We start from the raw sequence: 23,750 nt of genomic DNA, 5'->3' as shown, positions 1-23,750 counted from the left end.
ACCTCCGCACTGATCCGCAGCCTTGGGCCATCGGCTGTCTGGGAAAAAAGAACGGCTGGCCTCCCGATGACCCGGAAACCAGCCGCATGCGCGAAGTGCTTATACTCATCAAGGCCTTCACGTCGAAGATCCCGCCGAGACAGCGAATCATCGATGATCGGCCACGTATAAATCAGCCTCACCCCGCTTCACCTCCAGCACGTAGGGCTTCGACGCGGGCGACAATGGCGGGTTGCAGGTCTGGTGAAGCTGACCCCCACCACTGCTTTAAGGTCGCCTCGTCTGTGCACGCGGCGATCATGTCCGCCGTGACCTGTGGGGCTTCCGTAAGCCGCTGCACCGTGTACACCGTAGATTTCCCGCGGGACACGATCAGCACTGTCGTCAAAGGCGCTTTAGCGAGGTCAGACATGTGCGAGATGCGGATACCGCCGACTTCTTCACCCGCGTACTTCACTTTCTCGTCGCAGAAAAGAGTCAGCCGCTTGCCGGCGTATTTTGACCCGTCTGGCCCCCACCCGGACACCAGGACGCGGCGCATAGACTTAGACGGTCGCCACACCCGGTCAAGACCCACAAGGCGGATGTTCACGGGCTGCTCACGGTTCCCCTTGCTCACGCTCTCGATCGTGAAAGTACGAGGCCCGGACACTTGCAGGTCCACCGCATCCAGCTGGTCGGACTTCGGTGTAATGGTCTCTGTCAGGTCCATCAGAAAATCTCCATCATGTCGTAGTCGATGCGCTCCGTCGGCGGTAGGCCCTCGATGGCGCGTAGGTATTGGTCAGTGATGCTTGTCGCCAGGGACTCGAAAGCCTGCGCGGCGGTGATAATCGCTTCGTGCCAGCGCGGGTCAGGATGGACTCTCTTAGTCCACAGCGGCATGCCATCGCGGTAGGAGATGTAGTCCAGCCAATCCCGCCCAGACACGAGTAACCCGCACTGAATTTGAGCCATGTGCACGCTCGGCACTTCACCCGTGAGGATCGTGTCGAGCTGGTAGCGCTGCTTCCGGGACTTCACCTCGATCAGCCCGTCATCACCCACGAGGCCATCAGGTGAGTACCCGATTTTTGTTCCCCATTCGTCGCGGACCATGAAGCCGACCTCCTGCACTGGTGCGTGATGCTCGGCGTAAATGCTGCGTGCGATTGGCTCGTCAAAAGTGCCTCGCTCCATGTCAGCGGTCGGGCGGATTGGCTCCACATAGTCGGTGAGGCGCTCGGCGATGAGGGTTTTCATCACCCCGCGCGCCGTGTCATTTGACGCCGGTTTCAGGGTGGACGGGGTGATGAGCTTGCCCACGACGGACGCGGTGATGATGCCGCACCTTGCGTCCAGCCATTCTTGTGTGCCTTGCACGAGGTCGGTGTAGGTTTTAAGCGGCATTGTGTTTCACCTGGTTTTCCATGTCGGAGGCGATTTCTGCGAACCACACCGGCGTTGGTGGACACCATGCGGGTGGTTCTGTCAGGTCGATCTCGGTGGTTTTGTACTCACCGGCGTGGGTGATGCCAATGGCGAAGCACGCTGTTTGCACACCGTCGTAGTGAGCCATGGCTTCGTACGCGATGTCAGTTACGCGAAAAGTTTGCCCTGTGATCGTGGTGTCGTACGCCTCCCCGATTGGGGCCAGGTGCGCGGCGATTCTCTTGATGCTCATGCCATCTCCTTGAGTGCGTCGATTAGTCGTGTGTAGCCTGCCCAGATTTCGGCGTCTGTGAGGCCTTTGTCGCGTAGGTTCTGGTCAAAGTCGGTCATGATGGTTGGGTCCGTTCTGGATGTGTAGGTAAAGGGCTTGAGCGATGTGGCGTTCTACGTCGTCGGCGTCTTGGGTACCGTCGATGTGGACGTCGAGGAGGTGCGCTAGTTCGGTCAGGAATGCGTGTCCGAATGGCCTAGTCATGTGCATTCCTCCAGGGTGAGTGCGGGGTCGCAGAGGGGGATTTGTAGGACGTGTGCGAGTCCTGCCCAGATGAGTAGGGTCGCGACGATGAGTAGGATGGTGAAGATCGCTGGGAGGTGGCGTTTCATTTGCGTCCCCGGAATGTGAGGAGCGCGAGACCACCGAGGAAGAGCAGTGCGGCGGCGGCGACTAGCTTGTCCTCTACGCCGGTTTCGGCTAGGACAGTCCGGCCAGTCTCAGCTGATGGTGCAGGTGCAGGCTTATGGTCATCACCCTGCTGGTCTGATGCAGGCGCGCTTGGTGCAGGTGATGGGTCAGGGTCCACGGGGTGTGGGCGGTCGACCACGATGGCCTCTCCCACCCCTTCATCAACCGGGTCCTCGCTGCTGTCGTCGCAGACGGGTTGGTCGATTGGCCCGGTTGTCTCGGAGACATACTCAAACTCACCGAGGACCCATTCACCGTCGTCCCACACCCAGTCAGCCTTGTAATCGTGGACCGTGACCAACCCGGATTCACAGTCGTATGACTTGTCGCCGTACCATTGCGGGGCTGGTTTCTCCGGACGCGTAGGCTCGGGTTCGGGCTCGGGTTCGGGCTCGGGTTCGGGGTCTGGTTGGGGGTCTGGTTCTGGTTCATGGGCGGGGTCCTCAGTGGGTTCTTCCGGCTCAGGCTCTGGGGTGGGCTCCGGTGTGGGTTCCGGCTCCGGGGTTGGTTCGGGAGTAGGTTCCGGCTCAGGTGTCGGTTCTTGTGTGGGTTCCTCAGTCGGTTCCTCTGTTGGTTCTGGCTCTGGTTCAGGTGTTGGTTCTGGCAGCGGCTCCTCGACGGAAGGCACGCACCCAGGCCCAACGGGTGACTGTCCGCCCTCACCGAAGTGCTCATTGAACTCCGCCACCTGCACCCACTCGACGCACAAAGGCTGGTCACTGAAAGCACTCCACGGCATAAAGCTCTCGCCGATCCATTGCCCGCCCGGGTGACCGTTATTCGGGTCAAAATGCACACCAAAGTTGCCCTGCTCGGTGCGGATGTTCACGTGCCCGTGCGCTTCCAACGGTGCAGGGAAGGTGATCCCCTCCACACCAACCGTGTACGGGGTAGGGCTATCGCTGCCGCCCGCGAGCGCAGGAATTGGGCAAAGAAAAAGGGCCGCTGTTGCGGCCCCAACAATTTGGGTTCTCATGATTCCTCAGATTCGATTTCGTTTTCAGATTGTGTTCTCTCCCAGCGGCGGTCCACCTCGTTCGCCAACCAAGACTCATACGGGTTACCCATCAGGCCCCCTTAAGATCGCGGTTCATTGCGCATCCACCGCCAAAGCTCGTCAGCTGCGACAAGACGCACACTCACAGGCTTCCCATGCACACGCGGATCCAAAGTTTCGAGGTCACCGGCGTTAATGGCCCGCGTGATGACATCCCGCGACACACCAAAGGCCTCAGCGGCTTCCTTCACGCTGTAAACTTGCTTACTCACGCCGTGGCCTCCTTCAGGTACCGGTTGATGAAGTACTCTTGTCCTTTGCCGGTAACTTTTGTTGTTTTGTTGATTGAGATATGACCGTCAGAGTGGCTGATGGCGGTTTCTTTGATGCGGAAAAGTTCTAAGTCCATCGCTTTCTGTGTGGGCATGTTCCAATCACTGCCACGTCGATTGATTAGGAAACCATCCTCACGAAGCTGCTCATACAAGCGGTTCTGGCCGATATCCACCCCATTACCGCGGAGAATCTTCGCCAGCTCGCCAATCAAGATCGTGGACTGTGATGCAGCCACCGAATCAGCGAAAAGGACCTTCGGGGCGTTTGCTTTCGCCTCGCTCTCTAGAAGCTCTTTCCGTTCTTCGACGTCAGCAAGTGCGCGTAGAGCCTCGGCGTATGACCGTGGTGCCATTGTGTAGCCGCCAGTGCGCCGGATTTGGGGGAGGACTTCGTGAGTGATCCACCGCTTGAAGGCTTTGGCTTCGGGTTTGCGGGACTTAAGCACTAGTGAGTACATGCCTGCCTCGGTCACGTACCCCATTTCTTGCATGCCTCCGGGGGTGTACACAGTGTGTACTCCCTTTTCGTCATCATCGAGTAGGGCGATGGATGAGCGGTTGAGATCTAGCGCCTCTAGTAAGTCCCGGGTGATGAAGGCTGGCTCATCGTTGACCATGATGGTTCGTATTTCTTGAGTGCCGTACACGAACGGCTGTAAACTGGTCATTACTGTTTCCTTTTGGGAATGTCGAAGCCCACCAGCGACCACTGGTGGGCTTTGGTTTATCGGGGTGCTATCTCTAGCGGGATACAGCGAAAAAAATCATCTCCGCTCAAGCCGCAGTAACCACATCAGGATTCACGGGGCCTTCGTCCCTTGCGTGTCGTGGTGTGATGCCTTGTTTTAGGCGTCGTGCTGCGATCCCTTCATGGAATGCCCGCTGGTAGATCGTGTGCTCCACATTCCAGCCGGGCTTCGCGTGACGCGGAGTGTACTTGTCGGTGTTCATGCTGCTTGCCTTTCTAATTGGAATTGCTTGCGGAGGATGCGCTGGATTGCTGTGCGTGCCGTGGGGTCCGAGTGCGGTTCACTGATCGACCCGAAAAGTTCTACGTCGCGTGCGTCAATGTCCGCGCACCAGGCTTTGAAAGCTTCCGCCTCGAGAAGCTGCCCTGCGATACGGTCAGCTGCCCGGCTGGACATTTTGATGCCCATTTGCAGGGACTCAGCACGGATGATGCGACGAAGCTTGACGAAACTCGTTTCAGACATGGAAGTGCCTTTCAGTTCAAGGCCCACACAGTGTGGGTGCCGCCGTACGACGGTCTTGGTGAAACAGGGGGAGGGGGGTTAGGCGGCGATGCTTTGCGCTGGTTCAGCTACTTCGCTGAAGTTCTTAGCGAGGCCCGCTCGGATTGCGCCAACAATGAAGGCGACTGACGGGGAAGTTTTGCCGAGTTTTACTTGGCTGTAGTACTGGCGGGTGACTCCGATTGCTGCTGCAATTGCTGAGTCTGTGAGTCCTGTGCTTGCGACTCTGTCTAGAAACTCTTTGGTGAGTTGCGCTTGGGGCTGGCCCACTGGATTCTCCAATCGTTGCGGTTCGCAATGCTTTCTTTGCGATATGCAAGACACTATCCGCACTCCGCAACCCTTGTCAAGCGTTATCGCAAAACTTCTTTTGCGGAGCGCAAATCTTGTGTACAGTAGAGGCATGGACACAATCACTTGGCTTGAAGAAGTGCGTGGGGAAGCCACATACAACGCCCTCTGCACACGCGCCGGGGTCACCCCCTCGACTCTCAACCGGCAGATCGAGCGCGGATACCTAAGCCCCCCAGAAATGGTGAAGATAGCGCGCGCTTACAAGCGAGACGTGCTTGAAGCGCTAGTGATCTCAGGGCTTGTCACTGCGGACGATATTGCATCTAGTGCGCAATCAAAGTCGCTCACGGAGGCTTCGGATGAGGAGATCGCGGAGGAGGTTTGGCGGCGTCTTGTGGGAGGGCAAGCGGGTGAAGCGATCACTGGCCCTATCGACTCAGACTTGCCACCGCACTTGTCAGTGGTCCCGGATAATGTCGCGGCCTATAAGAATGACGGGACGCACCGGGAGTTTGACGAGTCCCAGTGGGATGACTAAGGAGGACAATGCAGAAACTCATGGAGCACGCGGCACTCTTGGGGTGCCGCGTGTACTTCCTCCCCTTACATGAGGGCATGTACGGGTATCTCGCCACCGGGCAGGACGTGGTAATCAACTCCCGGCTACCGGAAGGCTTCCAGCGGGAAGTCTTAGCCCACGAGCTAGGCCACGTCCACTACGGCCACGACCTGCGCACACGGCACGACAGTCCACGCGACGAAACACGGGCCGACATGTACGCCGCGCGCCTACTTATCGAGCCGATAGAGTATGCAATAGCAGAATCCCTACACGATGGGTGCCACCCATCGATAGCGGGTGAACTGCGAGTATCAAGGAAGATGCTAAAAATCTGGCTTCAGTGGATGAAAGGCAAAGCGGCATGAGTGACCAGAAGGAACCGCCTGACAAGCTGTCGGCCCTCATTGCTCTCTACCAGTCTGGGGCAATCACGCTGGAAGAATTTAAGCGTGAGAAGGAAAAGTTGGAAGCGGCAACCCCGGAGATAGTCGCCACTACGCTGCCAGGCGATGAAAAACCAAACAGCACTTGGAAATGGATTGTGTGGCCAATAGGCATCGTTGCTGCCCTTGCCTTCTTTGGGTCACTCGGAGACGATGACGCGAAAGATGACGAGGTCAGAGACTGGGAAGTCACAAGCATGTGTGAGCAATGGGTCGACAAACAACTGAAAGCCCCGTCAACTGCGAAATACTCTGATCAAGTTGTGAAGAGCACTGGAGTGCTCAAGTGGGAAGTTACTGGAGCAGTCGACTCTGAAAATTCTTTTGGTGCCATGATCCGCAACGAGTGGACGTGCTCAATCTATCTTGACGGTGACACATTCAGAGGAAGGGTGAGCGTGCAGGAGTGATGAGAACACAAAAAGGCCCCCACCCGATGATGGGTGGGGGCTTTGTTTATGCTTCGAGTTGTAGGGCTTGGGCGACTTTTTGGAGGGCTTCACGTGCCCGCTCAGTATCAGAGTGGAGATAAGCCTTTGTGGAGAGGATGGTGGCGTGTCCCATGATCGCGATAATCGTTTCGTCGTCCACGCCTGCTTTGCGTAGTAGGGTCGCTGCCGTGTGGCGGGCTTCGTAGAGGTCGTAGGCTGGTACGCCCGCCGTTTCGCAGAGGGTGCGCCATGCTGCCACGTCCTGCTTATCCGTGAGAGGTCTACCGTCCGCGCGGCACCATACAAGGTCGTAGGGTGAACCCCCTTGGGCCTCCCGCCAGGCGAGCAGGGCTGCTTTCATCCATGGCACCATTGGTATGATGCGCTGCCCTGAATCGGTTTTAGGTCGCACGAGGTGGTAAGAGTCCACCAAGTGCGTGGCTTCGTAGTCGTCTGGGACGCGGAAGCCTGACGTGCGATCACGCGGTGTCTTGTAGGGGACGGGTTTGAGCTGCCAGGAGATGTCAATGGTGTCAGCGTCGAAGTCGATGTGCGCCCATGTGAGGCCGCGCGCTTCGGCAGGGCGCAGGGCTTGCAGGAGGGCTGCGACCCACCTGGAGGCGTCCGGGCGGGCTAGTGCGGCTTGTAGGACGATGAGTGCGTGTTCTAGTGGGATAGCGTCGCGTGTGGATTTCCCTGCCTTTGGGCCGGAGACCTTCAGGGGTGCGTCGGGGACTGTGTGGCCTCCTTCGGTGAGGGCGTCGTTGAGTAGGGCCATGAGGACTGCGTGTGTGCGGACAGCGGATGATGGTTTGAGTCCCGCGTCCCGCACGGCGTTGTGTACGGACCTGATGTGCCCGGGGTTGAGGGTGGCGAGTTTGACGTGGCCGATGGTGGGGATTATCCACTTGGTGACGGCTGATCGGGTGGAGGCGTATGACTGTGGGCGTAGTGTGCGTTCTTGTAGGGGTAGCCATTCTTCTGCCCATGCTTTGACTGTGGTGGCTCGTCGTGATCCTTCGGTGGGGATGCCGTTGCGGGCGATTTCTCTTTCGCGGTCGCGCATCTTGCGTTGGGCTTCGGCTTTGGTTTTTGCGGAGACTGTGATTCTTCGCCGGGTGCCGGTTGCGGTCCATCCGGCTTCGATGGTGCCGCGCCATCTGCCGTCGGCGGAGTAGTAGAGGGAGCCTGCGCCCTTTGGTCTGGTCGCCATCGTGGGGCCTCCTTTTCGTGGTAGCCATGTCGGTAGCCATAGCCTACGGTATCTAGCGATCGTCAGCGTAGCGGAGTGGCGTGTTTCTGCGGTTCTTGGGCCACTTCCAGGGTATAACCTTTTCACTCGTAATGAAAAGGTCACGAGTTCGATTCTCGTAGGCGGCTCCAGCAGCACCAGTGGTTTACCAAGAATCAGTAACGTCTGAAAAGCCCCGAAACCTTGTCTGGTTTCGGGGCTTTTCACGTCACTGTGGCCGAGTGGCGGCGCATCGTCAAGCGTGGTCAGGACACTGTGGCCCAAAAACCTTCAAGAGCCGATGTGGGGCGACCGTTGGTCCCCCAGGCGCCTTTGTCGTACCCGCCGTTGTAACCGGGCGTGGCCGCTGGTTCCCAATAGAAAACCCCAAGTCCACCCGCGCTACTTGTGGATTGAATGATCTTCGTGATGAAGCTTCGTGTGGCCGCAGGCTGGTTGTATGGTAGGCCAATTTCTGACACGATCACATCTTTTCCGTACTGTGACTTCAGGTTGCGCATGTTCGCTGTTGCGCTGTCGACTGCACCGGACCAGGTTGACGCTGTGGGGTAGAGCGACATGCCGATCGCGTCGAACTGGGCGCCGTGGGCGATGATGCCACCAATGTTCCAGGTGTAGAGGGAGGCGTTGTCCCCGTTGGCGAGGTGCACGATAGTTGTGATCGAGGGGTCAATGGATTTCACGGCGTTGTGACCGGTGGTGACGAAGTAGGCATAGTTCCGCATCGCTGTGGTGGATGCGGATGCGCGGCCGTTGGGCCACAGCATGCCGTCGTTTGTTTCGTTTCCGATTTGTACCCACGTAGGTGTGACACCGTAGCTGCGCATTGTTGTGAGCACTGACCGCGTGTAGGTCCAGATGGTGTCCATGAGTTGTTGATCTGTGAGTCGGGCCCATGCCGCTGGTTTGGTTTGTTGGCCGGGGTCAGCCCAGGAGTCGGAGTAGTGGAGGGTGAGCATGACGCGCATGCCTTTGTTTTTTGCTCGTTGGGCGAGCCGCGCCGCTTGTTCGGTGTTGAGGTAGCCGTTTGCGTAATCCGTGGATGGGTTGACCCACACGCGGATGCGGGCGGACTCGATTCCGTAATCCGTGCGCAGAATGTCAAGGACGTCGCGGGTGGTTCCCCACTTGTCTTTCCAGGTGTGTCCCTGGGCTTCCATCCCGGGGATCCAGGATATGTCAGCGCCTTTGGCGAATGGTGGGGCGGCGTGGGCTGGGGGTGTGGCGTGTGGACTGGTGACCGCGAAGGTCAGGGCAATGAGCACTGTGAGTATGACTGCCAGTGTGGCGCGTTGTCGCGGTTGGCGTGTGGTGGTGACTGCTCGCGTCGTTGCGTGCATGGTGTTCCTCTCCGTTGAGAACGCCGATCGTCTGTGACCGGTCACAGACTAATCTAGCCTTCTCTGTGCTCTCTGTCATGGGCACGCTGTTATCAGCGGGGGCCTACCGTGCACGCAACTGTGCCCGCTCCCAGTGTGCATGTGTACGCGTGTCGTGGATTGACCTATTGGGTGAGTTGAAGGAGGAACTCCACTGACCCGCTTGGCTCGACGCTGACAAACCCTAGGTTTGGTGCCTGGACCCCGAAGTCGGCAAAGGTGATGGGGATGTTCCCGGCAACTTGTATGCTGTTCCCGTCGACGGCTGCTTGAAGTTCGGCTGTGACTGGTTGTGTTTCTCCCGCGATGGTGAGTTCGCCAGCGACAGGCATGGCGGATATCTCGCCGTTGGTGAGGAGTTCGGTGACGTCAACGGGTTCAGTGAGGGTAAACACGGCCGTGGGAAAATCGGCTGTCTTGAGAGTGTTTTCCCGGAAGTAGTCATCACGACGTTCCTCGTCCGTGGCGATGGATGCGGTATCGACGGTGATGCTGCCTGAGTCGAGGGTGTGGTCAGTGACTGTTAATGTTCCGGTCACGTTGTTGGTGCGGCCTACAACTGTGACGTCGGTGCCGTTGAGGACTTCGTCAACTCGGTACCCTGCGTAGGAGCCTGTTCCTACTGTCCAGCTTCCCGATGCGTCAGTGAGTTGGGCTTGTTTGGTGCCACTGCCCGTGCCATTGCCTGGCTCGGTAGTCCTTGCTGTGACCGTGGGCGCGGCTGGGGCTTCACCAACAATGTAGTCGCGGTAAATGATGGGGCCGACAAAGGCCAGGAGCAGGCCAAGGACAACAAGGACGGCGATGGTGATGATGATGCCCCGGCGTCGTGACGACTGTTGGGGGTTGGATGGCGTGGTGCTCATGGTGATCCTTTCGCGGGTGTGGAATCAGTGCACACGTCAACGTGCAGTTGCACGCACGTTTTGTACGCTAAAGCGCTTTCCTGAGGAACCACTGGGCGCACCACAAAATCTATGCAGTGCCATGCATAATATGCGCATTATTGTGACGAGCGTCAGTGACGGTCGTCTCGGCTGATAAGACACCGCCCATGTTGTCCATGCCGATGTCGATGCAGAACTCACCATGTGAAACACCTTGCCAAAATTGCGAACAAGCATCTTGGGGAAGTTCACTATGCCCGTTATGGGGCGCTAAGTATCTCGCAGTGCGAGCATTCTCGGATCATTCATGATTTCACCCGCCAATTTCACCTGCTTTCTTTGTAGCTCACAGTAACGCATAGGTGTGTACCTCTCCCCATCAGCAAGGATGTGCTGTAGTCACCATTGTTGACTGCGCCAAAGCGCCGTATGTATGGAGCGATCTCGGGGGAGATCGCGACTGCATAAATGTGCAGTCGGATGAGTCAAGGCGGACCGCAACGGCCGCCAGTGCGGATTGGTGTCAACAATGGCGATCACAATGTCACGGGTACAACGAATGGTAGGCGTCGGCGCGCTCGCCGCCGCTCTCATGGGGGCAACAGCGCTTCCCGTCTTCGCATCCTCCGGCGACACGCCTGACACTGGTTCTGTGCTCTACACGCTTGACGGATACACCGTGACCACCACGGGTATCCACCTCACTGACGGCCAAACCTTCGGTGATCACTGGCACGTCAATGTTCGCTACACCTCATCGACCCAGCGGACAGCAACCCCTTCGTCCACGGGGTTCCACATCGAAGGAAAATGCAGCAACCCTGATCGCCACCCCGAATGCTCAGACGGATCACCCATGACCAGGGCGCAAGCAGCAGACCTCATCGGGGAGAAATTTGTGTCATGGGAGGATCTAGGGCTCGACCTTGATGGTCGTACCTGTGTGTCCTGGGTGCAAGTGAACTCCTACAACGACCACTTTGGTGAAGGAAAAACGGCTGGGAAGAAAGTCTGCGGACCTTTCACCACCACAGACACCCCTCAACTGACGACTCCAACTGCACCTCCGGTGGCCTCTGACGAGGACCCCACCCCGGACCCCACTGATCCCACCGCAGACCCCACCGACCCTGACGACACCCCAGTGTCGGAACCGTCAACAGACCCCACCGACCCTGCGCCAGGGGAAACAACTGACCCCAGCAATGATCCAGGCACACCTGCAGACCCAACCGGCGCATCACCAGACAGTTCCGAACCCGGGCTGACCCCCGATGAAGGTGTTGCAGGGACAGTGCAAGACAACCCCGCAAGTGTTGTCACCGATGGAGACGGGGTGACCGTGGCCGCCACAGATGACGCAGACGATGAATCAGTGGCCGGAGCGGTCGCCGGGCCGCAAGACCCGACGCTCGCGGAGACCGGAGCGTCAGCAACCCTCATCGCTGTCATTGTGTTGTCGCTGTCCCTCCTGGGTGCAGGGTTCGCGATCTTCCGGATTGCCCGTCGAGCGTAAGAGGCCTCAAGGACTTCGCTGACAACCAGACGATCAGCGCCGCAACGATGTGACAACCACCTGTCAGAACAATGTGTGGGCTTGGTGTGAAAACACCAGGCCCATACCTGTTTTCTCAAAGAAGAGCGAAGGAATCGTAGAAGTACGCTGAGTGGTGTGGGGAAATGTCACCACCTCGACGCATAATGGGCGTGGAGAGTTGTCCAGCCAAAGGATCATCATGTCGTCATCGCCAGCGGAGCCGGTCACAGCCGACCCCGACGCCCCACGGGACGATGCGTGGTTCACGGCTCTCTTCCATGAGCACGCCACATCTGTTCACCGCTACCTGCTCCGGCGAGCACATACTGATGACGTTGAGGATCTCACCGCCGAAACATTCGCGGTGGCCTGGCGGCGTAGAGATGACATTCCTCACGGGTTTGAATTGCAGTGGCTGTTTCGTACCGCAGGGTTCCTTGTCTCAAACCACCACCGGAAAAAACGTGCCACTCCCGTGGAAGAACTTCCGGAACGGGACACAACCATTGACCCGATGCACGATGTCATCGACGATGAAGGACTCAAGCAGGCGTTTCGTCAGCTCAGTGACCGGGACAGAGAAGTCCTTCTGCTCTCAGCGTGGGAAGGTTTAGGGGCAAGTGACAATGCTGGGGTGCTCAACATTTCATCAAATGCCGCCTCAGTGGCGTTATCTCGGGCACGAAGCCGCCTGCTTCACGCGCTCGACGGTGACGTGAGTGACACATCGTCACCCAGGTAAGACTGTAAGAATAAGAGATTAGCCGACATACAGGGGGTAGAGGGCGCACTGCGGGTCATTGGAGGAGAAATGGACGACAACACACGGTGGGAGCAGTTTCGCGCTGCCGATCCCGCACGCCATAGCTCACCACCTGACCTTGAGGCTCTTCTTGCGCTGACCCGAGAGAAAATCGCTCGCGATGACAGCGCCAACTACAACGACAACACTCCGGATGCGGCTCATGGCGAAGCTCCAGGAGTTTCCAATGTCATCCCGTTGTCGTCACGTCGCCGCGTCACACGGGTCCTCCCGTTTCTCGCCGGTGCCGCCGCCTTCGGCCTCATCATGGGTGGGGGAGGGTATGTCATTGGAGCCCAAAAACCCTTCACCGACAACCACTACTCAACGGTGGGAGACCCGACAGCCTCGGGCACACCAGATATCCAACCAGCCCCTCCCCACAGTGGAACCGAACAGCTGACCCCGGAGATGTGGCCGGTACCCTCCGCACGTGAGGTATATCGGGCTGGCGACGGACTGTCCACCACGACATCCACAGGTGTCGTGTCGTCAGTGGACACCACAGATGTCGTGACCCCTGCCATGTTTGACACCCTGAAACAGGTGTTCCAGGTTCAAGGGGACACACGCACTGAATGGGGTTCTTACGTCACCGGGGATGGTGCAGACCTCACCCTCTCACTCAGTGGTGGCGCACCAGCCTTCTTCTACTTCCAGGACACAGCTGTCCTGGATGCTGACGGCACCCCAGACACAGATACAGCCATCAATGTCGCAACTGGTATCCTCAACGACCTCAACATTGACCCCGCCACGCTGTCTATGACGACGTCAACCAGCACCTATTTCTCTGAGAACAACGAACGGGACGTGGTCGTTGTGGAAGCAACGCTCTCAGACAACGCCACCCAAGACGCGTTGTCGTGGAGCTTTGTCGTCAACGGCGATCAGGTGTATTCCGCGTCCGGCACACTCGGGGACATCGTGGCGCTCGGGGACTATGACCTGGTGAGCGCACGTGACGCAGTTTCCCGCCTCGGTGATTCTCGATTCTCCGTGACAGCAACGGGAATCATGCCCATGATCGAACGACACCTCAGTGGTCCGCAGACCGAATCAGGGCAACTGAACTCACGCGACAACCAATCTCACGCGGAGAGCACCGGAGACGCATCGTCTCCCGATGCGCCCGTAGGAACGTCGGCGCAATCAACACCGTTGGACAGGGATACCCCGCCTGAAGGCGTCGGGGCACTAGCACCAGGGGCTGTGCTGCCTTGGCCAGTGACCGTGCAAACGATTGTGGCAGCAGAACTGACCTCCGCACCACTCACCCTTGACGATGGAAGCTATGTGATTGCGCCCGTGTGGACACTCACCGCAGAATCTGGACGCGAATACTCCGTTATCGCTGTGGCTGAGCGGCACCTTGATCTTGAGGACCGCTGAAGTTCTCCGACACATTCTCCAAAAACGCGGGAACCCACCCAAGATACCCTTTGAGCCACCGTCTGGTCACCGCATCGATGGGGAAAAACGTGGCGCTACGCCCATTGTCACGCACAGCAAACGTCGGGACTTCTGAGTCCTCTGAGATCATCCACGCTGAGTCATCACCATAGGTGATCAGCAGGTCCCCAAGAGCCACCCCCAGTGCATTGGTCACATAGGTGTGGCTCCACTTGTTTCGCCGGGAGTGAGTATGCCAGGCCGTGCAATATTTGTCGTAGAGTGCGGACAACGTGTCGGTGTCCACTTGCGGGTCGGTGGGGTTGCGTAAGTGGTGGCGCATTTCTTGAAGCCACATGCGTTCGTGAATGTCGAGTTCCCGGAGCTTGAGCGGGGTGACCGCGTCGAGCGCGGTGATATCGCCAGATTCAGGGGACAGCGGCCCGTGCTCTTCAATGTTGAAGAGCATCGGGAAGGTGCCAGTCAGTGCAGAAGAAACTGAGGGGGCAGTGCCTGCCGTGAATGCGCTTGCTGAACTGTGTGTCGACGAGACAGACGGCGCAGAGTGCGCTGTGGCGGCGGTTGCCGCTGTGCCGGTGGCGCTGAGAGCGCTCGCGGCAGAGGGGGCAGACAGACTCGACGCCGCGGTGCGCGCATCGGACATCCGTTGGGCACGTAACTGTGCTCGCGTGAGAGGGACCTGGGCTGGTCGGGCGCCAGCAGGCAGGGTTGGGGTTGTCGTTGGCCGATGTGCGTCAATGCTGGTGGGAGTGCTGACGGACGGGGCAGACGATGCACTAACTCCGGTGGTTGCGGACGCTGCGGATTCGCGGTGGTGACGGTGCAGTGCTCGCCGGGTCAGGGGCCGGTCGGGAGCGGCCTCCTGTTCGGCTGGGTACTGCAGTTCATACATGGTTCGTTTATCGGCCTGTCAGGTCGTCAATGTGAGTTTCCCTACCACACGGTTGACGTTTGGTGGGGGTGTGGTGTGTAGTGCATGAACGGTGATCGTCGCTGGTCACGTCATGTCTTCCATTCTTGAGGTGATTGTGACGTGGTTCAAGGTCGCCACGCCCACCGGCAGTGGCTAGTTCTGCCCGTGGACAACTGCCCTGGCTCAAATGCGCGGAAAATCGCGCATCGCGCGAGGTCACGAGACCATAACGATGTGGGGGTGGGTGTCAGCGCGCGCTGACACCCACCCCCACATTCGTCCTGTCACACCCGGGTGCGATGATTACTCAACTGCAGCGATCGCATCGAGAACTGGCATACGGGTGGCCCGCCACGCTGGCCACACAGCAGCCAACACACCCACAATGATCGCTAGCCCTACCATGGCGCCCAGTGCGCTCCAGGGGATCGACAGTTCAGTGAATCCCTGATTCGCGAACACTGACGGCATCGCAGCAGCGACCGCGACCCCAGCTCCTAAACCGAGGAGAGTTCCAAACAAGGCTGTCAAGATCGATTCAATGATGATCGTTGCTGACAGTTGTCCCTTACCCAGACCCACCGCACGCATGAGACCGATTTCGCGGGTCCGCTCAATGACGGACAACGCCAACGTGTTCACGATCCCAAGGACCGCAATCACAATAGACAATCCGAGAAGCGCGTACAAGATCGTGAGGACCTGGTTCACCTGCGAGGCAAGCATCGAGGTGAAGTCTTCCTGGTCGTAGATGCTCAACACGTAGTACGGGGCTGCTGCATCCGCAAGTGCATCACGAAGTTGGTCACTACTTACCCCGTCAGCTGCATTGACCAGCATGTTCACGATGACACTCTCCGTGTCGGATGCGATGTTTTCCAGAACATCCGTCGACGCGAGGACTGACACTCCTAACGCTTGTGAGTTCATGATCGCGCCGATGGGCGCATCCACTGTGCCCTGGGTTCCAGTGATGGTGATGATGTCACCAATGGTCCATCCGTACATCTCCGCGGTGGCTTCCTGGATGACCAGTTCGCCGTCATCAAGGACATCCATGGAACCAGAGACGGGCTCAGTGAACCACAGGTCGGGGAACGTTCCAGGCGAGGCGGCGGCGAGTTGAATGTCTGCTGGTGGGCCAGTCACATCCTCGTCAGTGTCCGCTGCCTCATCCCATGTCAACGACGCGGGAGCGACAACAAAGTGTGACACCTCCCCAACTTCCGGGAGAGCTTCGATGTCAGTGGCGGCCTGCGGTGAGATCTCAAAGCTTTGTGATTGCACAATGAAATCGGACACCATCTCCTCAGCAACGACAGCTTTCATCGCCACGGTGACCGAGGACGCAAGAACTGACGCTGCAGACACCAGCGCCATCCCAATCATGAGAGCACTGGCTGTGTTCGCGGTTCGGCGCGGGTTTCGGATGACGTTGCCCCGGGCCATACCACCCAGTGGTTTGATGAACGCGGCGAAAGGTGCCCCTGCCAGGTACACGATGGGTTTGGCAATGATTGGGGAAATGATGAGCAACCCAAGGATAAGGAGGGCGGCACCATAGCCGAGGAGCGCTCCCATGGAAGCGTCTTCGTCTGCGCGTGCAACAAGCACCGCTGCGGTGACCATCGCGGCACCCCCCAGGGTGAGGAGCGCGCCAATGGCGATCCGCCACCAGGAAGGCCGAATCACCGGGGCCGCGTCATCGCGCATCGCTTCGACAGGTGCAGTGAGGGCCGCTTTGCGGGCCGGGAGTGCTGCGGACACCGCTGACACGAGAACACCGGTGGCGATGCCTAAGGTGATGATGAACGGGGTCAGCGGGATTGTTGACGCGAAGTCCATTCCCATGGCTTCAAAAACCACCTGAAGCGCGGCAACCAAGCCCCACCCACCAAAGACACCCAGCACCCCACCAATGAGGCCCACAAGGATCGCTTGAATGGTGACAGACATAAACACCTGACCTGGCGATGCGCCCACGGCACGGAGCATCGCGAACTCGCGTTGTTTTTGCCGCACGGTCATGGTGAACGTGTTGGCGATCACAAACCCGCCAACAAACAAAGCAATGAGCGCGAAGATCAGCAGGAATGTCGACAAAAATCCCAGCATAGAGTCGATTTGAGCTTGGGAGTCGTCGCGCATCTGCGTTCCGGTGACCACGTCCCACTCAGCGGAATCAGGAAGCGCAGACTTGATGGCAGCAACGAGGTCTTCTTCAGCGTCGGCGGTCACGTCTGGGTAGGTGGCTGGAGCGCCACCGGCGCCTTCGGCATACACAGCGATAGAGGACACCAAACCATCTGGGGCGAACGCTTGCTTGGCAGTGTCCAGGTCAAGGAGGACCAGCGATGCGCCTGCAAGGGACGCATCGAAAGTCACAACCCCGGACACAGTGACTTCGTGGATGTTGCCCGCGAGGATGACCGTGGTGGTGTCCCCCACGTCGAGTCCCGCACGTTCTGCTGTTTCTTGGTCAAGGGCGATCTCGGTGTCGTTGCGGGGGCCGCTGCCTTGGGAGATACGTAACGCAGGGTCGTCAGTGTGATAACCGAAACCTAACGTGGGTGCCCCACCAGAGCCGCCCACCGCTGTTCCGTCACTGCCTACAAGAACCAAGGTTCCGGAGTGGTCCGGGATTGCTGCGGCGACGCCCTCAACCACGGAAATATCCTCGGCGAGGTCGTCGGGGATGATTCTTTCCCCACTGCTTCCGGTGACCATGTCACCTTGATCACCGGTGGGGCGCACGTAGGCAGCCCCGTTGAGGCCGGTATCGACAATGTCGTTGAACGTGGAGGACAGCATGTCACGCAGAGCGAACGTGCCCACGATAAATGAGGTGCCCAGAGCCACGGCGATGATGGACATCGCCAACTTCAATAAGCCAGCGCGCGCATTGCGCAAAGCGACGCGAAGCATCAGTTGGACTCTCCTACCGCTTGAGTGAGCTCGGACAGCACGGTGAGGATTGAGTCCGGGGTGGGGTCGGTGATTTCGGTGACAATTTTCCCGTCAGCGAGGAACAACACCCGGTGGGCGTAGGACGCAGCGACCGGGTCGTGCGTCACCATGACAACGGACTGCCCCAGGGTGTCTACTGACTCACGCAGGAAGGTGAGAACTTCCCGCGACGACGTAGAATCGAGGTTCCCTGTCGGTTCGTCAGCGAAAACTACCGACGGTTTGGACACTAACGCACGGGCGCACGCAACACGTTGTTGTTGGCCACCAGATAGCTCGGCGGGGCGGTGCTTCAACCGGTTTCCCAACCCCACAGTGGACACAACCTGCTCGAAGAACTCCTCATCGACGGGCTGGCGGGCAATGTCGAGCGGCAGAGTAATGTTCTCCCGCGCGGTTAACGTGGGGACAAGGTTAAATGACTGGAAAATAAAGCCCAATCGGGTGCGGCGAAGTTTTGTGAGTTGGCGTTGATTCATGGAAGACACGGGATCTCCATCCACAATGACCTCCCCTGAGGTCACTGTGTCTAGCCCTGCCATGCAGTGCATCAATGTGGACTTCCCTGAGCCGGAAGGGCCCATGATGGCGGTGAATTTCCCGCGCGCGAAATCAACGGACACGTCATCAAGGGCGCGCACGGTTGTGCTACCGCGCCCATAGACCTTGGTCAGGTTCCTGGCGCGGGCGATCACGTCCGCGTCCACAGGGGTGTGGTCAAGTGTTGCTGTCGCCATGGTGTCGCTCTTTCATGATGAAGTTCGTGGGTAACAGGTTTACGATCTCACAACGTGTTCCTGCACGTCGTGAGGGCTGAACCCTGATTGGACCCTGAGTGGACCCTGAACTGCGTGGTGTCACCATCGGGGCTGGTCAGTGCTGGCAGCGTTCCGGTGCGTGGAAGACGTCCCAAAGTCCTAGGAAACCAGTGGGACAATGCAAGGGTGACAAACGTGGTGGATTCCCAACAGTCAGGTTCGTCTTCGTCTCATCCCAGCGTCGAGGCGCGCGCAGAGTTGGTTGACCAACTCCGGCGTGCAGTCGACGGCGAGGTGTCAGATTCCTCGTTGCGTCGTGCTGAGTATTCCACCGACGCTTCAAACTATCGTGTTGTTCCACAAGTTGTCGTCATACCGAAGACTATTGATGACGCCCGTGCAGCGATCGAGGTAACCCACCAGTTCGGTGTTCCCTTAACAACACGCGGCGCCGGAACCTCCTGCGCCGGGAACTCCATTGGTCCCGGTGTTGTCATCGACTTCTCCCGCCACGTCAACCGCGTCCTTGACATCGACCCCACCGAACGGATCGCGCGAGTAGAACCAGGCGTGATCATGGGATCACTTCAAGCCGCAGCGCGCCCCTACGGGTTACGGTTCGGACCAGACCCCTCCACCCAAAACCGGGCGACCTTGGGCGGAATGATCGGTAACAATGCGTGCGGCCCGCACGCAGTCGCCTACGGGCGCACGGCCGATAACGTCGTCAGTTTGGATGTCATTGACGGTCGCGGCGAACGTTTCACCGCAGGGGCTGACGGTCAGGGAATCGAGCGGGTCCCCGGTCTTGACCAGCTTGTGACCGCGAACCTTGCCCAGATCCGTACCGAATTTGGCCGGTTCTCCCGGCAGGTATCCGGCTACTCCCTCGAGCACCTTCTGCCCGAAAATGGCCGCAACCTCGCCCGGATGCTCACCGGCACAGAAGGCACACTGGTGTCCATTCTTGAGGCCACTGTCTCCCTTGTCCCCATCGCAGACGCCCCCACCCTCGTCGTGCTGGGTTACCCCGATATGGCCTCAGCTGCCGATGCGGTCCCTGGGTTGCTCGCGCATCGGCCGTTGGCAGTTGAAGGGCTTGACGCTCGCCTTGTTGAGGTTGTCCGGCGCGCAAAAGGAGCGCAGAACGTCCCCGATCTACCCCCAGGCGGCGGTTGGATGATGGTCGAAGTTGGGGGCGACAACGCCGCCGAAGCGATGGAGCGCGCCCATACGCTAGCGAAAGACTCCGGAACAACTCACTACAAGGTGTACCCGGCAGGCCCAGAAGCAACCAAAATGTGGCAAATCCGTGCTGACGGTGCCGGGCTAGCGGGGCGCACCGCATCGGGGGACCAAGCATGGCCCGGCTGGGAAGACTCCGCAGTGCCCCCCGAGAAACTCGGCGCCTATCTCCGTGACCTCGACGAACTCATGAAAAGCCACAACGTCGACGGCATGCCCTACGGCCACTTCGGGGACGGATGCGTCCACCTGCGCATCAACATCCCACTCGAACGTGACGGATCAGTACTTACCCACTTCATGACCGACGCAGCACAGCTGGTCGCCCAATACGGCGGCTCCCTATCTGGAGAGCACGGAGATGGGCGCGCTCGCTCGCAGCTACTCGATGTCATGTATTCGGCCGACACGATTGCGTTGTTCCGGGGCGTGAAAGACCTGTTTGACCCGAAGGGGTTGCTCAACCCGGGTGTGCTGGTGGACCCTGACCCACTGGACGCGAACCTGCGGCGCCCGGCAGCGAAGCCGTTGCCGGCGGCGAATGGGTTCTCGTTCCTTCACGATGACGGTGACATGTCCACCGCGGTTCACCGGTGTGTCGGGGTGGGCAAATGCCGCGCGGACAATATGTCGACCGGAGCTGGGTTCATGTGCCCGTCCTACCAGGCCACCAAGGACGAAAAAGACTCCACACGTGGGCGCGCCCGAGTTCTGCAGGAGATGGCGAATGGCACGTTAGTGACAGGCGGCTGGCGGTCACCAGAAGTCCATGAAGCACTCGACCTGTGTTTGTCGTGCAAAGCGTGCTCCAGTGACTGCCCTGCTGGGGTGGACATGGCTCAGTTTAAATCTGAGGTCCTCTACCGGTCCTACAAGGGGCGGGTTCGCCCCCGCAGTCACTACATTCTGGGGTGGCTACCCAGGTGGCTGCGCCTCATCAAACGAATGCCGCGTCTGGCTAACGCCGTTCTGAAGGTGCCGCTGTTTGCACGCTTAGCCGCGTTCACTGGGGGGATGGACGCCCGCCGGTCGTTCCCGAGCTTCGCGGATCAACCCTTCACCGCCTGGTGGCGCAAAGAAGGCCGGGAACAACTCGCTGACGCTGTCACCCAAGCGAAAGGCCCTCAGACCCTCAAGGAACGCGGCGGCCCTACCGTTGTGTTGTGGACGGATTCATTTTCCGATGCGCTTGCCCCCGCCGTCCCCAAAGCTGCACTCAAGGTGCTCACAACCGCCGGGTACAATGTGGTCATCCCCGAAGACGAAGCATGCTGCGGGTTGACGTGGATCACCACAGGTCAACTTGATGGGGCCAAAAAACAACTGTCCAACCTCCTTGATGTGCTCGGTCCATTCGCTGTCAACGGGATCCCCATTGTGGGACTAGAACCCAGCTGCACCGCCGTGCTGCGCTCCGACCTGGTCGACCTCTTCCCCAACGACCCCCGCGCCCACGCAGTTGCCGCCGCAACCAACACCATGGCGGAACTCCTCACCAACGAGGACACCAAACCGCAGGACTGGCACATCCCTGACCTCTCCGATGTGACAGCTGTCGTGCAACCACACTGTCACCAACACTCCGTCATGGGATTCACCGCAGACAAAGACCTCCTCACCAAGGCAGGCGCAACCATCCGTACCATGTCCGGGTGTTGCGGACTCGCCGGGAACTTCGGCATGGAAAAAGGCCACTACGAGGTGTCCGTTGCTGTGGCAGAGAATATGCTTTTGCCTGCACTGCGGGAAGCAGGAGAAGACGATATTTTCATGACGGACGGTTTCTCCTGCCGCACCCAAGTCAACGACCTTATGGATATTCGCGGCCGGTCACTGTCTGAGGTGATCGCCGACCATCTGTAAATGGTCACCGGCAGGACAGCATCACATCGTTACACCACAGAAAAGGGAACACCATGGCACTGTTTGCTTTCTCCGTTGCGCCACTGGGAGCTGGAGAATCCGTGACTGAACCAGTGGCACGAGCCATTAAAGTCGTGCGTGACTCTGGGCTACCCCACCGCACAGACGCCATGTTCACGACCATCGAGGGCGAGTGGGACGAATGCATGGACGTCATCAAGCGAGCCACGGACGCCATCGGTGTCGACCACGGTCGCGTCTCACTTGTCATCAAAGCGGACATTCGCCCCGGTCACAGCGGTGAATTGGAAGGCAAAGTGGAGCGGGTGCACCGCGCACTGGATGCGTCTTAAAGAGCCCCGAACCAGCCATACCCGATGGTCCACTGCCGGATACAGTCGTAGTAGTGGGTGCGCACATCGCGGCGGGACAGGGCTAGGTCATGAATGCCGCCCTCAATGCGGTTAATAGTGACATTGTTACCCAAGTAGGGGGCGCGGCGAGCGAGAACATCCACGTCCAGAACACTGTCGCTGGAGCGCATCTCTTCACTCCACCGTGGCAGGATCGTGGACCTGGTGGAAATGAGCATGAGGACAGGAACCGTGACATCAAGTCTGCGGGCAACACGGGCATGACCGGCAATCACTGCACTGAGCCATCCTGCTCGCACCGGGAATGAAGGGACCGGGCGCCACGATGCGTCTGGTTCCCACTCCCCACCAAGCTCTTTGTTGATCACACGGGCGTAAAACCCTGGATCAAGGTTCGGCAACGGTGCTTTGGGCTGGAATCGTGCCAACTGCTGAAGGGCCGGAGTGGACAGCGTGCGCACCACCGAAGACCCCTGAAGTTCCAACCATGGCGAATTGAGAATCAACCCGCTGATCTTTCCCGGATTGTAGTGGGCCCACAAACTCGCCACTAACCCGCCCGTGGAATGAGCCATGATCATGACCGAGGTGTGCGCACCATGTTCAGCATGAACCACATCGAGAGCCGCTTGAATATCAGCCGCATACGCAGCCAACGAATCTGTATAGCCCGGGGTTTGCCACTCCCGTAAACTCCGCCCATATTTGCGCAGATCAACAGCATAAAATGCGGCACCCTGATCGTGCCAAAACTGTGCGGTCTCCGTGTGGAAAAAATAGTCGCTCCACCCGTGTAGGTAGACCACAGCACGGGCCCGTCGTTCCCAGCCATCAGGCCGGTAGGCCACCAAGGTCGCAACAACATCACCCTCATCATCTGAGGGCAGAGTCATCGTGAGCTGAGAAAACCCCTGACCAAGAACGTCCGGAGCCCACCCGTCAGTGGGTCCCACTCGAACCCGCCACATCGAGAACAATCTTGCCAAAGTGCTCCCCACGCACAAACCTGCTCACCGCATCGGCAGTATGAGCAAGCGAGAAGTGCGAATCAATCGGAACCGGGATCTGGGATCGGTGCACCACATCGACGAGTGCAGCCAAGTCCTGCCGGGATCCCATGGTGACCCCCTGAATACGGATCTCCTGGAAAAACACGCGAGTCAATTCCGCAACATCAGGGTCACCGGTGGTCGCCCCCGCAATCGCAATCACCCCACCGGGTTTCACTGACCGCACCGAATGCGCCCAGGTGGCCTTACCCACCGTTTCAATGACCGCATCAACACGGTAGGGGAGCCGAGCACCCGGCTCCCAGACGCTCGCCCCCATCGCCTGAGCGCGGGCACGCTTCCTCGCATCACGAGAGGTCACATGGACATCAAGTCCACACGCGACTGCCAGTGCGATAGCCGCAGAAGACACGCCACCGCCAGCACCTTGGATCAGAACACTCTGTCCAGGAACTAAAACCGCGCCCCGGAACAACAGTGCGTACGCGGTGAGCCACGCCGTGGGTAAACAGGCAGCCACATCCATCGGCATGCCGTCAGGGATCGGAACAAGGTTCGCGGTGGGGACTGCAACCTGCTCAGCGAGGGTTCCTGGGTAACGTTCCGATAAAATGGACCGGCGCTCAGTTGGCCCAACCCCATGTCCGTCAGCGCCAATGACCGCATGGACGAGGACTCGACGACCTTGATCATCAACGCCAGCTGCGTCAGTTCCCAACGTCATGGGAAGTTGCTCGTCACCAAGCCCCACCCCTTTCAGCGACCACACATCATGGTGGTTGAGAGATGCCGCGTGGATGTTGACAACGCTCCAGTGCTTGGGCGCGGTGGGAGGCTCGACGTCACGGACTTCAAGACCGCGAACGGGGTCAGATGGGTGAAACGATGTGACCTGGGCTGCACGCATGGGTCCAATCTATGC

General features: G+C 59.0%; 27 protein-coding genes and 1 tRNA gene. 9 read left to right on the top strand and 19 right to left on the bottom strand.

The window, feature by feature from the left end:
• Positions 1–178: 178 nt before the first annotated feature.
• The 11 genes from JDEN_RS10750 to JDEN_RS10715 form a co-directional block, all read right to left on the bottom strand.
• Positions 179–712, bottom strand: a complete 534-nt coding sequence (locus JDEN_RS10750; protein WP_015772407.1) for a hypothetical protein — start codon at positions 710–712, stop codon at positions 179–181.
• On the bottom strand, positions 712–1,389 hold the full coding sequence (locus tag JDEN_RS10745) for a lambda exonuclease family protein (protein ID WP_015772406.1): 678 nt from the start codon (positions 1,387–1,389) through the stop codon (positions 712–714). The genes JDEN_RS10750 and JDEN_RS10745 overlap by 1 nt, the downstream gene beginning before the upstream one ends.
• Positions 1,379–1,663: a hypothetical protein gene (locus JDEN_RS10740; RefSeq protein ID WP_015772405.1), complete on the bottom strand. Its 285-nt coding sequence runs from the start codon at positions 1,661–1,663 to the stop codon at positions 1,379–1,381. Before JDEN_RS10740 ends, JDEN_RS10745 begins: the two co-directional genes overlap by 11 nt.
• An 84-nt stretch (positions 1,664–1,747) precedes the next feature.
• Entirely contained in the window at positions 1,748–1,906 is a 159-nt protein-coding gene (locus JDEN_RS13885; protein WP_015772403.1) for a hypothetical protein, read from the bottom strand.
• Positions 1,903–2,034, bottom strand: a complete 132-nt coding sequence (locus JDEN_RS14210) for a hypothetical protein (protein WP_015772402.1) — start codon at positions 2,032–2,034, stop codon at positions 1,903–1,905. Before JDEN_RS14210 ends, JDEN_RS13885 begins: the two co-directional genes overlap by 4 nt.
• Positions 2,031–3,089: a hypothetical protein gene (locus JDEN_RS13705; protein ID WP_015772401.1), complete on the bottom strand. Its 1,059-nt coding sequence runs from the start codon at positions 3,087–3,089 to the stop codon at positions 2,031–2,033. Before JDEN_RS13705 ends, JDEN_RS14210 begins: the two co-directional genes overlap by 4 nt.
• A 101-nt stretch (positions 3,090–3,190) precedes the next feature.
• A complete protein-coding gene (locus tag JDEN_RS10730) occupies positions 3,191–3,382 on the bottom strand; it encodes a helix-turn-helix domain-containing protein (RefSeq protein WP_015772399.1) in 192 nt (63 codons plus the stop codon).
• Positions 3,379–4,113: a phage antirepressor Ant gene (locus tag JDEN_RS10725; protein ID WP_015772398.1), complete on the bottom strand. Its 735-nt coding sequence runs from the start codon at positions 4,111–4,113 to the stop codon at positions 3,379–3,381. Before JDEN_RS10725 ends, JDEN_RS10730 begins: the two co-directional genes overlap by 4 nt.
• Positions 4,114–4,219: 106 nt before the next feature.
• Entirely contained in the window at positions 4,220–4,396 is a 177-nt protein-coding gene (locus JDEN_RS13880) for a hypothetical protein (RefSeq protein ID WP_015772397.1), read from the bottom strand.
• Positions 4,393–4,659 carry a hypothetical protein gene (locus JDEN_RS10720; RefSeq protein WP_015772396.1) on the bottom strand — a complete coding sequence of 89 codons (267 nt, stop codon included), beginning with the start codon at positions 4,657–4,659 and terminating at the stop codon, positions 4,393–4,395. Before JDEN_RS10720 ends, JDEN_RS13880 begins: the two co-directional genes overlap by 4 nt.
• A 78-nt stretch (positions 4,660–4,737) precedes the next feature.
• Complete coding sequence (locus JDEN_RS10715; RefSeq protein WP_015772395.1) at positions 4,738–4,968, bottom strand: helix-turn-helix domain-containing protein; 231 nt, start codon at positions 4,966–4,968, stop codon at positions 4,738–4,740.
• A gap of 133 nt (positions 4,969–5,101) precedes the next feature.
• Between JDEN_RS10715 and JDEN_RS10710 the strand changes: the two genes are divergently transcribed.
• From JDEN_RS10710 to JDEN_RS13155, 3 genes are read left to right on the top strand one after another with little or no spacing between them, the layout of a single operon-like run.
• Positions 5,102–5,530, top strand: coding sequence for a helix-turn-helix domain-containing protein (locus JDEN_RS10710; RefSeq protein ID WP_015772394.1), 429 nt, complete (start codon positions 5,102–5,104; stop codon positions 5,528–5,530).
• Positions 5,531–5,538: 8 nt separating this feature from the next.
• Positions 5,539–5,919 (top strand): ImmA/IrrE family metallo-endopeptidase, encoded by a 381-nt coding sequence (locus tag JDEN_RS13160; protein ID WP_015772393.1) that lies wholly within the window; start codon positions 5,539–5,541, stop codon positions 5,917–5,919.
• Positions 5,916–6,407, top strand: a complete 492-nt coding sequence (locus JDEN_RS13155; protein ID WP_015772392.1) for an SHOCT domain-containing protein — start codon at positions 5,916–5,918, stop codon at positions 6,405–6,407. Before JDEN_RS13160 ends, JDEN_RS13155 begins: the two co-directional genes overlap by 4 nt.
• A 46-nt stretch (positions 6,408–6,453) precedes the next feature.
• On the opposite strand, the gene JDEN_RS10695 is transcribed toward JDEN_RS13155, so the two are convergent.
• Positions 6,454–7,641: a tyrosine-type recombinase/integrase gene (locus JDEN_RS10695; protein ID WP_015772391.1), complete on the bottom strand. Its 1,188-nt coding sequence runs from the start codon at positions 7,639–7,641 to the stop codon at positions 6,454–6,456.
• 88 nt (positions 7,642–7,729) lie between these two features.
• Here JDEN_RS10695 and JDEN_RS10690 point away from each other — a divergent pair.
• Positions 7,730–7,811 (top strand) — tRNA-Thr (locus JDEN_RS10690).
• 114 nt (positions 7,812–7,925) lie between these two features.
• On the opposite strand, the gene JDEN_RS10685 is transcribed toward JDEN_RS10690, so the two are convergent.
• Positions 7,926–9,020 carry a glycosyl hydrolase 53 family protein gene (locus JDEN_RS10685; protein ID WP_015772390.1) on the bottom strand — a complete coding sequence of 365 codons (1,095 nt, stop codon included), beginning with the start codon at positions 9,018–9,020 and terminating at the stop codon, positions 7,926–7,928.
• 164 nt (positions 9,021–9,184) lie between these two features.
• Positions 9,185–9,925 carry a YceI family protein gene (locus JDEN_RS10680; RefSeq protein ID WP_015772389.1) on the bottom strand — a complete coding sequence of 247 codons (741 nt, stop codon included), beginning with the start codon at positions 9,923–9,925 and terminating at the stop codon, positions 9,185–9,187.
• 550 nt (positions 9,926–10,475) lie between these two features.
• Here JDEN_RS10680 and JDEN_RS13150 point away from each other — a divergent pair.
• The 3 genes from JDEN_RS13150 to JDEN_RS10665 all read left to right on the top strand — a co-directional run bounded on the left by JDEN_RS13150 (position 10,476) and on the right by JDEN_RS10665 (position 13,677).
• Complete coding sequence (locus JDEN_RS13150; RefSeq protein WP_015772388.1) at positions 10,476–11,462, top strand: LPXTG-motif cell wall anchor domain-containing protein; 987 nt, start codon at positions 10,476–10,478, stop codon at positions 11,460–11,462.
• 220 nt (positions 11,463–11,682) lie between these two features.
• Positions 11,683–12,225 (top strand): RNA polymerase sigma factor, encoded by a 543-nt coding sequence (locus JDEN_RS10670; protein ID WP_015772387.1) that lies wholly within the window; start codon positions 11,683–11,685, stop codon positions 12,223–12,225.
• A 69-nt stretch (positions 12,226–12,294) separates the two neighbouring features.
• On the top strand, positions 12,295–13,677 hold the full coding sequence (locus JDEN_RS10665; protein ID WP_015772386.1) for a hypothetical protein: 1,383 nt from the start codon (positions 12,295–12,297) through the stop codon (positions 13,675–13,677).
• Here the strand turns inward: JDEN_RS10665 and JDEN_RS10660 are convergent.
• The 3 genes from JDEN_RS10660 to JDEN_RS10650 all read right to left on the bottom strand — a co-directional run bounded on the left by JDEN_RS10660 (position 13,634) and on the right by JDEN_RS10650 (position 18,315).
• Positions 13,634–14,590, bottom strand: a complete 957-nt coding sequence (locus JDEN_RS10660; RefSeq protein ID WP_015772385.1) for a DUF3806 domain-containing protein — start codon at positions 14,588–14,590, stop codon at positions 13,634–13,636. The two genes, JDEN_RS10665 and JDEN_RS10660, sit on opposite strands and share 44 nt — an antisense overlap.
• A 324-nt stretch (positions 14,591–14,914) precedes the next feature.
• Positions 14,915–17,536 carry an ABC transporter permease gene (locus JDEN_RS10655; protein WP_015772384.1) on the bottom strand — a complete coding sequence of 874 codons (2,622 nt, stop codon included), beginning with the start codon at positions 17,534–17,536 and terminating at the stop codon, positions 14,915–14,917.
• A complete protein-coding gene (locus tag JDEN_RS10650) occupies positions 17,536–18,315 on the bottom strand; it encodes an ABC transporter ATP-binding protein (RefSeq protein ID WP_015772383.1) in 780 nt (259 codons plus the stop codon). Before JDEN_RS10650 ends, JDEN_RS10655 begins: the two co-directional genes overlap by 1 nt.
• Positions 18,316–18,531: 216 nt before the next feature.
• On the opposite strand from JDEN_RS10650, the gene JDEN_RS10645 reads away from it, so the two are divergent.
• Both JDEN_RS10645 and JDEN_RS10640 read left to right on the top strand, forming a co-directional pair.
• On the top strand, positions 18,532–21,444 hold the full coding sequence (locus tag JDEN_RS10645; protein ID WP_226926646.1) for an FAD-binding and (Fe-S)-binding domain-containing protein: 2,913 nt from the start codon (positions 18,532–18,534) through the stop codon (positions 21,442–21,444).
• Between the two features lie 53 nt (positions 21,445–21,497).
• Positions 21,498–21,797 (top strand): MTH1187 family thiamine-binding protein, encoded by a 300-nt coding sequence (locus JDEN_RS10640; protein WP_015772381.1) that lies wholly within the window; start codon positions 21,498–21,500, stop codon positions 21,795–21,797.
• Here the strand turns inward: JDEN_RS10640 and JDEN_RS10635 are convergent.
• Both JDEN_RS10635 and JDEN_RS10630 read right to left on the bottom strand, forming a co-directional pair.
• Positions 21,794–22,816: an alpha/beta hydrolase gene (locus tag JDEN_RS10635; RefSeq protein WP_015772380.1), complete on the bottom strand. Its 1,023-nt coding sequence runs from the start codon at positions 22,814–22,816 to the stop codon at positions 21,794–21,796. The two genes, JDEN_RS10640 and JDEN_RS10635, sit on opposite strands and share 4 nt — an antisense overlap.
• Positions 22,758–23,735: a zinc-binding dehydrogenase gene (locus JDEN_RS10630; protein WP_015772379.1), complete on the bottom strand. Its 978-nt coding sequence runs from the start codon at positions 23,733–23,735 to the stop codon at positions 22,758–22,760. The genes JDEN_RS10635 and JDEN_RS10630 overlap by 59 nt, the downstream gene beginning before the upstream one ends.
• Between the last annotated feature and the right edge of the window lie 15 nt (positions 23,736–23,750).

The sequence above is a fragment of the Jonesia denitrificans DSM 20603 genome, assembly GCF_000024065.1.
GTDB lineage: Bacteria > Actinomycetota > Actinomycetes > Actinomycetales > Cellulomonadaceae > Jonesia > Jonesia denitrificans.
This window is presented reverse-complemented; position numbering and strand designations above follow the sequence as displayed.

What these genes read in the sequence shown, in the direction of transcription:
- JDEN_RS10670 (WP_015772387.1), top strand. Translation starts at nt 11,683, where the DNA reads ATGTCGTCATCGCCAGCGGAGCCGGTCACAGCCGACCCCGACGCCCCA.
- JDEN_RS14210 (WP_015772402.1), bottom strand. Translation starts at nt 2,034, where the DNA reads ATGAAACGCCACCTCCCAGCGATCTTCACCATCCTACTCATCGTCGCG.
- JDEN_RS10720 (WP_015772396.1), bottom strand. Translation starts at nt 4,659, where the DNA reads ATGTCTGAAACGAGTTTCGTCAAGCTTCGTCGCATCATCCGTGCTGAG.
- JDEN_RS13705 (WP_015772401.1), bottom strand. Translation starts at nt 3,089, where the DNA reads ATGAGAACCCAAATTGTTGGGGCCGCAACAGCGGCCCTTTTTCTTTGC.
- JDEN_RS13885 (WP_015772403.1), bottom strand. Translation starts at nt 1,906, where the DNA reads ATGACTAGGCCATTCGGACACGCATTCCTGACCGAACTAGCGCACCTC.
- JDEN_RS10695 (WP_015772391.1), bottom strand. Translation starts at nt 7,641, where the DNA reads ATGGCGACCAGACCAAAGGGCGCAGGCTCCCTCTACTACTCCGCCGAC.
- JDEN_RS13160 (WP_015772393.1), top strand. Translation starts at nt 5,539, where the DNA reads ATGCAGAAACTCATGGAGCACGCGGCACTCTTGGGGTGCCGCGTGTAC.
- JDEN_RS10660 (WP_015772385.1), bottom strand. Translation starts at nt 14,590, where the DNA reads ATGTATGAACTGCAGTACCCAGCCGAACAGGAGGCCGCTCCCGACCGG.
- JDEN_RS10680 (WP_015772389.1), bottom strand. Translation starts at nt 9,925, where the DNA reads ATGAGCACCACGCCATCCAACCCCCAACAGTCGTCACGACGCCGGGGC.
- JDEN_RS10655 (WP_015772384.1), bottom strand. Translation starts at nt 17,536, where the DNA reads ATGCTTCGCGTCGCTTTGCGCAATGCGCGCGCTGGCTTATTGAAGTTG.
- JDEN_RS10665 (WP_015772386.1), top strand. Translation starts at nt 12,295, where the DNA reads ATGGACGACAACACACGGTGGGAGCAGTTTCGCGCTGCCGATCCCGCA.
- JDEN_RS10630 (WP_015772379.1), bottom strand. Translation starts at nt 23,735, where the DNA reads ATGCGTGCAGCCCAGGTCACATCGTTTCACCCATCTGACCCCGTTCGC.
- JDEN_RS10725 (WP_015772398.1), bottom strand. Translation starts at nt 4,113, where the DNA reads ATGACCAGTTTACAGCCGTTCGTGTACGGCACTCAAGAAATACGAACC.
- JDEN_RS10745 (WP_015772406.1), bottom strand. Translation starts at nt 1,389, where the DNA reads ATGCCGCTTAAAACCTACACCGACCTCGTGCAAGGCACACAAGAATGG.
- JDEN_RS10685 (WP_015772390.1), bottom strand. Translation starts at nt 9,020, where the DNA reads ATGCACGCAACGACGCGAGCAGTCACCACCACACGCCAACCGCGACAA.
- JDEN_RS10710 (WP_015772394.1), top strand. Translation starts at nt 5,102, where the DNA reads ATGGACACAATCACTTGGCTTGAAGAAGTGCGTGGGGAAGCCACATAC.
- JDEN_RS13155 (WP_015772392.1), top strand. Translation starts at nt 5,916, where the DNA reads ATGAGTGACCAGAAGGAACCGCCTGACAAGCTGTCGGCCCTCATTGCT.
- JDEN_RS10640 (WP_015772381.1), top strand. Translation starts at nt 21,498, where the DNA reads ATGGCACTGTTTGCTTTCTCCGTTGCGCCACTGGGAGCTGGAGAATCC.
- JDEN_RS10740 (WP_015772405.1), bottom strand. Translation starts at nt 1,663, where the DNA reads ATGAGCATCAAGAGAATCGCCGCGCACCTGGCCCCAATCGGGGAGGCG.
- JDEN_RS10650 (WP_015772383.1), bottom strand. Translation starts at nt 18,315, where the DNA reads ATGGCGACAGCAACACTTGACCACACCCCTGTGGACGCGGACGTGATC.
- JDEN_RS10750 (WP_015772407.1), bottom strand. Translation starts at nt 712, where the DNA reads ATGGACCTGACAGAGACCATTACACCGAAGTCCGACCAGCTGGATGCG.
- JDEN_RS13880 (WP_015772397.1), bottom strand. Translation starts at nt 4,396, where the DNA reads ATGAACACCGACAAGTACACTCCGCGTCACGCGAAGCCCGGCTGGAAT.
- JDEN_RS13150 (WP_015772388.1), top strand. Translation starts at nt 10,476, where the DNA reads ATGGCGATCACAATGTCACGGGTACAACGAATGGTAGGCGTCGGCGCG.